Below are 10117 nucleotides of genomic sequence, written 5' to 3'. Positions count from 1 at the left end.
GCCGCGCTCGTGAACCAGAGGGAGGTGGGCGCGGACACCCACACCTTCAAAAAGGCGCTCAAGTACGTCTTGAGGCAGGACCCGGACGTGGTGCTCCTCGGCGAGCTCAGGGACGCCGAGACCATAGAGACGGCGCTTACCGTCGCGGAGACCGGGCACCTCTGCTTTGCCACCCTCCATACCAACTCGTGCGTGCAGAGCATCAACAGGATAGTGGACGTCTTTTCCCCGCACCAGCAGCCGCAGATAAGGGCCCAGCTCTCGTTCGTCCTCGAGGGGGTCCTCTCCCAGTTGCTTATCCCCACTGCGGACGGTAAGGGGAGGGCCATGTGTCTCGAGGTAATGGTCCCCAACTCCGCCATAAGGAACCTCATACGCGAGGACAAGCTCCATCAGATATATTCTCAGATGCAGGTGGGACAGTCCCAGTTCGGAATGCAGACGATGAACCAGGGCCTTATGGCCCTCTATTCCAGGAGGGCGATTACCCTCGATGAGGCCGTGGGCAGGAGCTCGGACCCCAGCGAGCTGCGCCAGATGATGACCAACGCCGGGATACTTAAGGGGTCGGCCGCGGCGGGACGCCGTCCGTCCCCCGGAGGGGGTTCCATGGGCGGACCGGGAATGGGAAGGGGGGGTTAATCCATGGCTACCGCAGCGGCAGCAGGGAAAGAGAAGAAGGGCCTCGGCGACATACAGATAAATATACCCGGGTTCGGGGGGTCGGTAAAGACCAAGGAGATAGTCGTCTTTACCCGTCAGTTCGCCGTTATGATAGACGCGGGGCTGCCGCTCGTCCAGTGTCTGGACATACTCGCCAGCCAGCAGGAAAACCCCAAGTTCAAGGAGGTGCTGACCGCAGTCAAGGGCAGCGTGGAGGGGGGGACCACCTTTGCCGACGCCTTGAGGAAGCACCCCGATGTCTTCGACGACCTCTTCGTAAACCTGGTCGCCGCCGGCGAGGTCGGAGGTATACTCGATACGATCTTGAACAGGCTCTCCAACTTCATGGAGAAGGCCGAAAAGCTCAAGGGCAAGATAAAGGGCGCCCTTACCTACCCGGTCGTGGTTATCATAATCGCCACGCTGGTCGTTACCGGGCTGCTGCTCTTCGTCGTCCCGATATTCCAGGATATATTCGAGAGCTTCGGCCAGGCGCTGCCCGCGCCCACCCAGGTCGTTGTGGTCCTGAGCGATTTTCTCCAGCATAGCTGGTATATGATCCTCATAGCCCTCGGCGGTATTTTCTTCGGCTTGAAGCAGGCGTACAAAACCAAGCAGGGCAGGAAGATACTGGACACCATAACCCTCAAAACACCCGTCCTGGGCGACCTTTTGAGGAAGACGGCCGTGGCCAGGTTCACCCGTACGCTCGGGACCATGATGTCGAGCGGAGTACCGATACTGGAGGCCCTTGAGATAGTCGCCAAGACCGCCGGCAACGTGGTCATAGAGAGGGCGATCATGCAGGCCAGGCAGAGCTTGAGCGAGGGTAAGACGCTTGCCGAGCCGCTGGCCGAGACCAAGGTCTTCCCGGGGATGGTCACGCAGATGATAGCGGTTGGAGAGGCCACCGGAGCCATGGACACCATGCTCTCCAAGATAGCCGACTTCTACGAGGACGAGGTGGATGCCGCGGTCGCCGCGCTGACGTCCCTTATAGAGCCGATGCTTATGGCGTTCCTCGGCATAGTGGTAGGCGGTCTCGTCATAGCGCTCTACCTGCCTATCTTCCAGCTCGCAGGGGTTGCCGGAGGGTAACCTACGGAATAAAGATGACCGCCCAGCATAAGCCACACCCGCTCAAGGGCAAGCTGCTGGTCCTCATGGTACTGAGGGTGGTGCTTGCCCTTGCCTTTCTCGGCGTTATCGCATGGTCCCAGATGAGGACCGGCATCCCGGTACGGCCGATCTTTAACCCGCTCTATACGATCGTCGCCGCAATAGGTTTTCTTACCATACTTTACGCCGTACTCCTCGCGCGGGTCCGGAACCTGAAGCTCTTCGCGTACGTCCAACTCACCGTGGACGTGGCGATTATTACCGTCATCACCTATGTTACCGGGGGGATGGGGAGTTCGCTCTACTTCCTTTCGGTGATAGGCGGAAGCATCCTCCTTGACAAGAGGGGGGGCTTCTATGCCGCCGGCATATCGAGTATCGCTTACGGCGTGCTTATCGACCTGGAGTTCTACGGGCTCCTGCCCGAAGAGTACCGGATGTTCGTCTCCACGCTGGGGCCCTCCTGGGAGAATGCGCTTACGACCATCGCGACCAACATACTGGCGCTCTTTACGGTCGCCTACCTGACGGGGTACCTTGCCGAAAGGGCCGTGAAGGTCGAGCGCAAGCTGGAGGAGAAGGAGGTCGACTATGAGAGGCTCGAAAAGCTCAGCAGCCACATAGCCGAGAACATCCCGACCGGCATAATGACCCTCGATGAACGCTCGAGGATTACATCCTTTAACAGGGCGGCGACCGAGCTGACCGGATACTCGCTCCAGGAGGCCTACTTCAGGGACGTCGACGAGATATTCCCCGATGTCTTTAGTGACCTCCCCGAGCCGGGGCACAAAGGGGTCAGGATCGTGGAGGAGTTGAAGGTGAAGAGCGGGGAGGAGCTCCACCTGGGCTTTAACATATCCCGGGGTGAGGGCGGCGATATGGACAGGGTGGTGATATTCCAGGACCTGACGCAGATGAAGGCCATGGAGGAGCGCTTGAGGAGGGACGATAAGCTCAAGGCGCTAGGGGAACTCTCCACCTCCATAGCTCACGAGATAAGGAACCCGCTGGCGAGCATAAGCGGCTCCATACAGGTGCTCAAAAAAGAGATGCCGCCCAAGGGTAATATGCCGCACTTGATGGAGATAGTCTTGAGAGAGACCGAAAGGCTCGACCTCCTCATAAGCGACTTCCTGCTCTTTGCCAGGCCCGCCTCGAAGACGAGGGAACTGGTCGACATATGCGAGGTGATAAGGGATACCATAGGGGTCTTCGGCAACTCTCCCGACGCCGTTGGTATCGACATGGAAGATTCCCTGGAAGGCGAGATGTTCGTCGAGGGTGACAGGCGCCAGATAACGCAGGTGTTCTGGAACCTGTTCCTGAACGCAGCCCGGGCCATGCCCGATGGGGGCAGGCTCGTGGTGGAGTCAGGACCGGGTGCCGGGGCAGGGTCGGTGGAGATAACCGTAAGAGATACCGGCGCCGGTATCTCCGCCGAGGACCTCTCCAGGGTGTTCGATCCCTTCTTCTCGACCAGGAATAAAGGGACGGGGTTGGGGCTTGCCATCGTGCACAGGATAGTCGAGAGCCACGGCGGCAGCGTGGTTGTGGAGAGTGTGGTGGGGGAGGGGGCGGCCTTCAAGCTCACCCTGCCGCTCGTCTCTAAAGGCAGAAAAGGCGGAACGGAAAGGAAGTTGAGCGCGTAGATCCGACCATGACCGGAGATAAAATCATAGTAGTCGACGACGAGCGGAGCATGAGGGAGTTCCTGGAGATAATGCTCCGCAAGGAGGGTTATGAGGTGCGCTCTTTTTCTTCCGCCGAAGACGGTCTCGCCCACTTCAAGGAGGACTCGGCGGACCTGGTCATAGCGGATATGAAGATGCCGGGGATGGGTGGGGTTGAGCTCCTGAAGGCATTGAAGGAGCTCCGTCCCGATGTGACTACCATAATGATTACCGCGTACGCTTCGGTGGATACGGCCGTCGAAGCCATGAAGGCCGGCGCCTACGATTACTTCACCAAGCCCTTTAACGTGGAGGAGATAAAGATACACATAAAGAGGGCGATCGAATGGAAGAGGATGGAGAGGGAGAACGTACTCCTCAAGAAAGACCTCAAGGCCAAATACGGTTTCAGCAACCTCATCGGCACGGCTCCGAAGATGGTCGAGCTGTACGAGCTTATAATGAGCGTGGCACGGACGAAGACCACCGTCTTTATAACCGGAGAGAGCGGGACCGGCAAGGAGCTCGTCGCCAGGGCCATACACTACGAGAGCGACAGGAAGGAAAAGCCTTTCGTTACCATAAACTGCGGCGCGATACCGGAGAACCTCCTTGAGAGCGAACTCTTTGGACACCAGAGAGGCGCCTTTACCGGGGCCGTGTCCACCAAGCAGGGGCTTGCCGAGCTCGCCGACGGCGGCACGCTCTTCCTTGACGAGATAACCGAGCTTCCCCCGAGCCTTCAGGTAAAACTCCTGAGGTTCATACAGGAGAAGAACTTCCGGAGGGTGGGGGGGACCGCGGACATAAACGTGGACCTGAGGCTGGTGGCGGCCTCCAACAGGGACGTCGAGCTGGAGGTACGGGAGGGGAGGTTCAGGGAAGACCTCTTTTACAGGCTGAACGTTATACGCTTCAGCATACCGCCCTTGAGGGAGCGCAAGGACGACATACCCATGCTCGCGAGGCACTTCGCCGATAGTTACGCCGCGGAGTACGGAAAGAAGCTCGGCGGCATTACCGAGGAGGCCCTTAAACTCCTTCTTGACTACGACTACTCGGGCAACGTCAGGGAGCTTGAGAACGCCATCGAGCGCGCGGTCGCCGTGGAGAGGGGGGAGGCCATATCCGCCGAGAGTCTTCCTCCCTCGGTGAGAGAGGGGGGCGTGCCGTCGCGGCTCTCCCCCCTTTCCCCTTCACGGCCCGGGGCCCCTCTTACGCTCCCGGACGCGGCGGAGGCCGTCGATATCCCGCCCGAAGGCATGGACCTCGAAAAGGCCGTCTCGGACTTTGAAAGGGCCATTATAATGGGGGCGCTCAAGAAGGCGGGAGGAGTCAAAAAAAAGGCCGCCGAACTCCTGGGGCTCACCTTCAGGTCAATGAGGTACAAGCTGAGTAAGTACGAAGACCGCAGCGACCGGGAGTCTTAAAAGTTTCAGGAAATCGGGTGACAAAATTTGGCACATTGTTGCCAGAATCTGTCACAACCGTCCTTTTTGTCAAACTCCCCACCAGTTAAACTGTTGTTTTTAAAGGATATTGGTTTTTGGCATGTGGATTGCAGATATATATGGGCAAAGGCGTACATCTCGGTATAGAGGCAATAGAATAGACCTAAAAAGTAAAACAAAGAGAAAGGAGAAACGGCATGTTGTATCTGCAGAGAGTCTTTGAAAAGATGAGGACGAGGGGTGAGGGCGAAGAGGGCTTCACCCTGGTCGAGCTCCTCATAGTCGTGGCCATCATAGCGATCCTGGCGGCCATAGCTATCCCCCAGTTCTCACAGTACAGGAAAAGGGGCTACGCGGCAACGGTCAACTCTGACGTGAAGAACGCCTACACCGCGGCCATGGCCCTGATTGCCGACGACCCGTTGCTGGCGGCTATGACTTGCGGTATGCTGACGGGCGCGGGCTACCAGCCCTCCGCCGGCATCGTGGTTCCGGGCGCGGGCTGTGGTATGAATTTCAACGACGTGGGTGACTTCGAAATCATTATAAGGGGCCCCGCCGTTTGGGGTCTCACCCAGACGAACGCGACTGTCAACGAGGCCGGGGTAATCGATCCGAAGGCCTCACCGTAAGGAGAATTGCCGGCGCCTTTGACCCGTGTCAAAGGGCATGGCTCGGACCGGGGCAGGGTTTTCCCTGCCCCGGTTTTTTATTGCCGAAAAGGGGGGCTGGTTTTCGTTTCTACCTGAGTGAGGCTGTCCGGAGAAGGGGGGAAGGGGGGTAAAGCCGGAGCGGCCGCGCTATCGTCCGGAGAACTCAGTCTCCTCTGCGCCCTCTATCTCGACCGAGGTATGGCCGAATTGCTGGAAGCGGTCGGTCTTGACCTTTACGTCGCAGGGGTTGCAGTGGCCGAACACGTCGCAGGGACGGAATATCTCCTCTATCCGGAACTCCGGGTCGGTTATGTTGCCCACCGGGGTCCTGCCCTCGTAGAGGTCGCCGTGGCAGCGGTAGACGCTCCCGTCCGAGCCAATTATAAGCTCGGTTGTCTTGCATGCCACGCTCTTTTCGAACTCCTTGTCGCACGCCCCCTTATAGCGGTATGTGCCGTAGAGCTTCCCGTCGTGCTCGCCGAGGAACTCCTTGGTCCTGAAGTCTATGCCGAGCGCCTTGCACTTCTCCCGGGCCCTCATGACCTCTTCTTCCTGCGAGGGGTGCATCACCCCCCAGATGCCTATGCTAAAACCCGCGTCCCGGAGGATGAGGACCTTCTTTACCAGCGGGTCGAGTTCCATGACTTCGGGGTGGTAGCTCACGCGGATGGAGGCGTACGGGGAGTCCCTCTTTATCCTGCCGGGGTCTACCTCCCGTATGAACTCCTCCGTGTCGAACTGGAGGTTGGTAAGCACGTCTATGTCGAGCTCGGGCTTTATGTTGTTCAGAATATATATGAAGTCCTTATGCAGGCTCGGCTCTCCGCCCTGCAGGGTGACGGGCAGGTCGGGCCTTGAGTCCAGGCGGTTCAGCCCCCGGACCCACTCCTCGCCGGAGAGGAGCTTTTTGGAAAAGCCCTTCTCCCCGAAGTAGTTTATGCAGTAGCTGCAGTCGAGGTCGCAGGCCAGCGTCAGGAATACGGCGACGTAGTTGTAGCTATCCGGTATATCTATAGGCTTGAGCCCGCTCACGGCCGTTTTTCCAGAACCCCCTCGACCGCATCGAGCACGGCGGCCGGCGTTACGTCGTAGAGGCAGGTCCTTTCCTTTATGCACGTGGTGCTCATGCACGGCAGGCACTCGGGCACCGGCTCGGGCAGGAGTTTTACGCCGTCCTTTACGTAGACCTCGTTTGAGAGCGTGGGGCCGAAGATGGCTACCGTCTTCTTGCCCAGGGCGTGGGCGATGTGCAGGCCAAGGCTGTCGTTGGTGACGAGGAGTTTCAGCGAGTTTATCCACTCTATGTACTCCTCTATGGAGTCGAGCCCCTCCTGCCACGAGACGGTGTAGTTGCCGCCTATGAGTTTTTCGAGTTCCTTCCAGTGCTCGGCGGGCCAGGCCTTTATCGGCCACTTGTCGCCCACGTGGTGGTTGAACCCTATATCGAAGCTGACCTCCGAGCGCGGCTCGTACCCGAGGGTGGGCATCTCGCCTTTCCACTCCGCCCCCACCATCTCGAAGAGCACTTCTTCCCAGTACCTGCCGCTTTCGAGCTTGTCCCTGGTGTTCTGGCAGAGTTCGAGGGCGTGCTGCGAGCCGTCGTATGCGTTGGCCGTACCGTCCTCGGGGTCGAACCTGAAGCCGTACCTCCTCCAGGCTTCGAGCCCGTCGGCGAGCGCGCACACGCCGGCCACCTTCTCCAGGTTTATCACCGTATCGAACTTTTCGGCCTGCAGCTGGAGCACTGTGGTAAGGTCGTAGGGGAGAAGGCGGTCGATATGCGGGTTGCCCCTGAGGAGCGGCATGGCCTGCTCGTCAACGAGCCAGGTCACGTGCGCGTCCCCGTAGCGGCTCAAGAGCACCGTACTCCTCAAGACGTCGCCCAGGCTGGTCTTACGGCTTATCTCTCCGACGAGCGTCTCCGAGTAGCCGAGCTTTATTATGAGTACCCTCTCCCTCTCCATGTTGTTTATCGCTTTCTATCCTCCGCCGGGCTCCTTCAGCTCTTCCAGGGCCTCCCGGTACACGGCCTCGGGCTCGACCCCACGGCTCAAGAGCCTGCGTCTCCTTACTATGTATTCCGTGATTGAGTAGGCCCTTACGAATAAAATATTATACCTTGCCATGAATATCGCATCAAGCACTATGTGGAACAGGATGCCCATGAGCGCGGCCTTCATAAGGGGTGAACCGGTCCAGAGGCCGAGGAGGTAGAAACCCCCGATGAACTCGACCGTATGGAAGAGCGAGATGTGCAGGAGTTCCGGCCTCCTCCACAGCCCCTTGAGGGTCTCGTGGTAGTCGAACATCTTCTTTACCCTGAGTTCGGTAAAGCCGTTACGGTAGACGAAGTCCACGTAGTGGTCTACGTCTATCAGGACGGAGGCCAGCCAGAAGACTATCGCCGCCGGGCTTAGCGGCGGGTAGATGAGAAAGGACGCCGCCCCGCCGAGCACTATGTGGTCCCTCGCCTTCACGGCCGTTTTTTCTCTCCCTCTTCCGGGAGGGAGTCCTCGTAGTGTTTGAAGCGTTCGAGCACGAAGCTCTCGTAGACGCTCCTTACGAAGTTCGAGATGGAGAAGCTCATCGGGTATATCCTGGTCTTCACGAGGTAGGCCTTTACGAGGTAGTAGAGGACGAAGTAGAGCCCGGTGAGGGGGAGCTTTATGAGCCGGTTCACTATAAGGTCTCTCGCCCAGGGCATCCACAGGCAGACCGTTGCCAGGAGCGAGAGGTTGGTCTGCATGAGTTTTTCCTTCTCGTCGAAGGAGCTCAAGGGGGAGGTGTTCTGGTAGCTCATGTGGAGGCTGTCGAAGTCGCCGTCGAAGTAGCCTTTGTCCATGGCGTACCGTGCCAGCTCGGTGCCGGGGTAGGGGACGAATATCGGGAACTCGCCGAGGTCTACGCGGCACCGGAGGTTCATGTCGAGCGACTCGATATCCTCCTTTATCGTGGTCCCCGGGATAGCGAAGATGGTGTTCGAAAAGGTCGGGACGCCGTTTTCGCGGCAGAGGTCGAAGGCCTTCGTCATATCCTCCGTCGACATGTCGCGCTTAAGTATCTCGTCCCTTACCCGCGCGTTGCCGCTCTCGATCGACATGCTGAGCGAGGCCAGCCCGGCCTTTTTGAGTTTTTTAAGCACCGGCCCGGTAAGGAGGTCGGCCCTCATGAGGCAGTGGAAGGGGAGGCCGACCTCGCGGGGGAATACCTCGGCGAACTCGTCGAGCCACTCGTCGTCCTTTATGAGGAAGACGTCGTCGTAGAACTTTATGAACTGGGTATCGTAGCGCTCCTTCGTCTCCTTGAGCTCCTCCACCACGCGGCCGACGCTCATGCGGGCGAGGACGGGCCCCTTTTCCTTGTAGAGGTCGTTATACTGGTGGTTGAAACAGTAGGTACAGCGGAAGGGGCAGCCCCTGCCGACCATGAAGCTCCGCATGGGGAAACGTCCGAGCCGTGTCGAGCCGTAGACGAGTTCCCGGTCGAGGTGGGGGAGGCTGTCGAGGTCTCGCCGCCTCGGGCGTATTAGGGGAGGCTGCCCGGGCAAGTAGTTCCCCTTCGTTACTATGTTCGGTATGTCGTCGAACGGCTGCCCCCCCTCCAGGCGGTCGAGGAGTTCGGGCCACGCGTCGTCACCCTCGCCGACGCACAGCGCGTCGAAGTCGTACTTTTTCACCATCTCCGGGAAGAAGGTCGGGTGCGGCCCTCCAATGACCGTGGCTATCTCCCCGCTTATCCCCTTTACCGTGGCGTTCGCCGCCACGTAGTACTTGTGCTCCCCGGTCTTCGCGCTGAAGGCCACGACGTCGGGCTTGAAACTCCCTATCGTCTCCCGGAGGTTGCCGTCGGCAAGTACGTTTATGGCGGTGCCGCGGCCGGGTCGTCCCTCCTTTGCCAGGGCCGAGAGGAGCATTATGCCCATCGGGTCTATGTACTCGATGTCTTTTATGACGAAGAGTATCTTCATCCTGAGCCGCGGCCTCCAGCCGTACCGTCCGCGACCCTTCTGGCCGGGCTTGAGTAGCGGGCGCGTTCCCTTACGCGTACCTCCCAGAAGAGGGTTAGTATGGTCTTCATGACGCTAACCACGTTCCGGGGGGAGAAGGCCTTGGAACTGCCGCCCTCCCTCTGTTGTATCTCCACGCCGACCTCGGTAAAGCTCGCCCCGGACTTTATGAGCCTTACGAGTATGGCGGCCATGTAGGCGAAGTCCCGGGAGGTCATGGAGACCTTCTTTAAGAGTTCGCTCCTGTGGACGCACGTCCCGTTATAGTATCTGAGGTCCAGGGCGAAGAGGGCGTTCATGAGGAGGACGAAGGCTTTCGATACGACTTGCCTCGCTACGGGCCTTACCTCCGGGTTCGCCGTATAGGGCACAACGATGTCGGCCGTGCCGAGGCGTGCGAGCACCTTGCGTATGGCCGCGCACGGGATCTCGTTATCGCCCGGCACCATTATGACGTACTCCTTCCCCGAGAGCCTTACCCCTTCGGTGTAGTTGTAGCCGAAGCCGCGGTTGCGGGGGTTATGGACGGCCTTTATCCGGGCGTCCTCGAGG

General features: G+C 59.2%; 10 protein-coding genes. 5 read left to right on the top strand and 5 right to left on the bottom strand.

Annotated features, from left to right (window positions below; translation table 11 throughout):
- From V3W31_04710 to V3W31_04690, 5 genes are all read left to right on the top strand, one after another.
- Window positions 1–642: ATPase, T2SS/T4P/T4SS family (locus tag V3W31_04710; GenBank protein MEE9614240.1), on the top strand; the 642-nt coding region annotated here is incomplete at its 5' end.
- 3 nt (window positions 643–645) lie between these two features.
- Window positions 646–1761, top strand: a complete 1116-nt coding sequence (locus V3W31_04705) for a type II secretion system F family protein (GenBank protein ID MEE9614239.1) — start codon at window positions 646–648, stop codon at window positions 1759–1761.
- A gap of 14 nt (window positions 1762–1775) precedes the next feature.
- Window positions 1776–3434 (top strand): ATP-binding protein, encoded by a 1659-nt coding sequence (locus V3W31_04700; GenBank protein MEE9614238.1) that lies wholly within the window; start codon window positions 1776–1778, stop codon window positions 3432–3434.
- Window positions 3435–3442: 8 nt separating this feature from the next.
- Window positions 3443–4885, top strand: a complete 1443-nt coding sequence (locus tag V3W31_04695; protein MEE9614237.1) for a sigma-54 dependent transcriptional regulator — start codon at window positions 3443–3445, stop codon at window positions 4883–4885.
- Window positions 4886–5103: 218 nt separating this feature from the next.
- Window positions 5104–5538, top strand: coding sequence for a prepilin-type N-terminal cleavage/methylation domain-containing protein (locus tag V3W31_04690; GenBank protein ID MEE9614236.1), 435 nt, complete (start codon window positions 5104–5106; stop codon window positions 5536–5538).
- Between the two features lie 168 nt (window positions 5539–5706).
- On the opposite strand, the gene V3W31_04685 is transcribed toward V3W31_04690, so the two are convergent.
- From V3W31_04685 to V3W31_04665, 5 genes are all read right to left on the bottom strand, one after another.
- Complete coding sequence (locus V3W31_04685; GenBank protein ID MEE9614235.1) at window positions 5707–6591, bottom strand: radical SAM protein; 885 nt, start codon at window positions 6589–6591, stop codon at window positions 5707–5709.
- Window positions 6588–7523 (bottom strand): glycosyltransferase family 9 protein, encoded by a 936-nt coding sequence (locus V3W31_04680; protein ID MEE9614234.1) that lies wholly within the window; start codon window positions 7521–7523, stop codon window positions 6588–6590. Before V3W31_04680 ends, V3W31_04685 begins: the two co-directional genes overlap by 4 nt.
- 15 nt (window positions 7524–7538) lie before the next feature.
- The gene (locus V3W31_04675; protein MEE9614233.1) at window positions 7539–8036 is read right to left on the bottom strand and encodes a hypothetical protein; all 498 of its coding nucleotides are present in this window, start codon (window positions 8034–8036) and stop codon (window positions 7539–7541) included.
- The gene (locus V3W31_04670; GenBank protein MEE9614232.1) at window positions 8033–9526 is read right to left on the bottom strand and encodes a radical SAM protein; all 1494 of its coding nucleotides are present in this window, start codon (window positions 9524–9526) and stop codon (window positions 8033–8035) included. Before V3W31_04670 ends, V3W31_04675 begins: the two co-directional genes overlap by 4 nt.
- The coding region (locus V3W31_04665; protein MEE9614231.1) for a glycosyltransferase at window positions 9523–10117 on the bottom strand (595 nt) is incomplete at its 5' end. The genes V3W31_04670 and V3W31_04665, both read right to left, overlap by 4 nt.

Source organism: Thermodesulfobacteriota bacterium, assembly GCA_036482575.1.
Taxonomy (GTDB): domain Bacteria; phylum Desulfobacterota; class GWC2-55-46; order GWC2-55-46; family JAUVFY01; genus JAZGJJ01.
Note: the sequence above shows the minus strand (reverse complement) of the source record. Positions and strands in the feature narration are given on the sequence as shown.